The sequence below is a fragment of the Pseudomonas sp. 18175 genome, assembly GCF_050432925.1.
Taxonomy (GTDB): Bacteria; Pseudomonadota; Gammaproteobacteria; order Pseudomonadales; family Pseudomonadaceae; genus Aquipseudomonas.
In genome coordinates, this window is record NZ_JBKFTO010000056.1 from 1 (window position 1) to 764 (window position 764).

Consider the following 764-nt stretch of genomic DNA (forward strand, 5'->3'; position numbering starts at 1 on the left):
CAACCACTGGATGCCGCAAGAGGTCAACATGACCGCCGACATCGCCCTGTGGAAAAACCCCGAAGGCCTGACCGACGACGAACGTCGCATCGTCATGCGCAACCTGGGCTTCTTCTCCACCGCCGATTCCCTGGTCGCCAACAACCTGGTGCTGGCCGTGTACCGCCTGATCACCAACCCGGAGTGCCGCCAGTACATCCTGCGCCAGGCCTTCGAAGAAGCGATCCACACCCATGCCTACCAGTACTGCATCGAATCGCTGGCCATGGATGAAGGCGAGATCTTCAACATGTACCACGAGATTCCATCCGTCGCTAAAAAGGCAGCCTGGGGCCTGAAATACACCCGTTCGATCTCCGACCCGAAATTCGAAACCGGCACCGTCGAGACCGACAAAGAACTGCTGCGCAACCTGGTCGCCTACTACTGCGTCCTGGAAGGCATCTTCTTCTATTGCGGCTTCACCCAGATCCTCTCCATGGGCCGTCGCAACAAAATGACCGGCGTGGCCGAACAGTTCCAATACATCCTGCGCGATGAGTCGATGCACCTGAACTTCGGTATCGACGTGATCAACCAGATCAAAATCGAAAACCCACACCTGTGGGATGCCGAGATGAAGGAAGAAGCCACCCAGATGATCCTGCAAGGGACTCAGTTGGAGATCGAATACGCACGTGACACCATGCCGCGCGGCGTGTTGGGCATGAACGCGGCGATGATGGAGGACTACCTCAAGTTCATCGCTAACCGTCGTCTGTCGC

1 protein-coding gene is annotated in these 764 nt (G+C 57.2%); it reads left to right on the plus strand.

What is annotated here, in order from left to right:
- On the plus strand, nucleotides 1-764 hold a 764-nt coding region (locus ACLD1Y_RS31590; protein ID WP_429481546.1), incomplete at both ends, for a ribonucleotide-diphosphate reductase subunit beta.